Origin of the sequence: Mesorhizobium sp. M1D.F.Ca.ET.231.01.1.1 (genome assembly GCF_003999155.2) — a bacterium.
Classification (GTDB): domain Bacteria; phylum Pseudomonadota; class Alphaproteobacteria; order Rhizobiales; family Rhizobiaceae; genus Mesorhizobium.
On record NZ_RZOZ02000330.1, the window covers coordinates 1 to 255 of the forward strand.

Consider the following 255-nt stretch of genomic DNA (forward strand, 5'->3'; position numbering starts at 1 on the left):
CCATCACCGGCACCGCGGGCGGCAACTTCGAGCACCTCGTGGTCGGCACCGGCACGGCGACGGCCAACGTCACCGACACCGCGACCGACGCGACGGTCGACCTCAGCGCCTCGACGGTCGCCGAGGGCGCGGTCGCCGACTACGTGTTCACGGCGACGCTGAGCAATGCCTCGCAGGGCGTCACCACGGTCCACACCGACCACGGCGACATCACCATTGCCGACGGCCAGACCACCGGCACGCTGACGATCGCGT

Annotated in this window: 1 protein-coding gene; it reads left to right on the plus strand. The window is 71.0% G+C overall.

The window, feature by feature from the left end; translation table 11 throughout:
* Window positions 1–255 (plus strand): immunoglobulin-like domain-containing protein (locus EN874_RS34040; protein ID WP_189396777.1); only part of this gene is annotated, 255 nt, incomplete at both ends.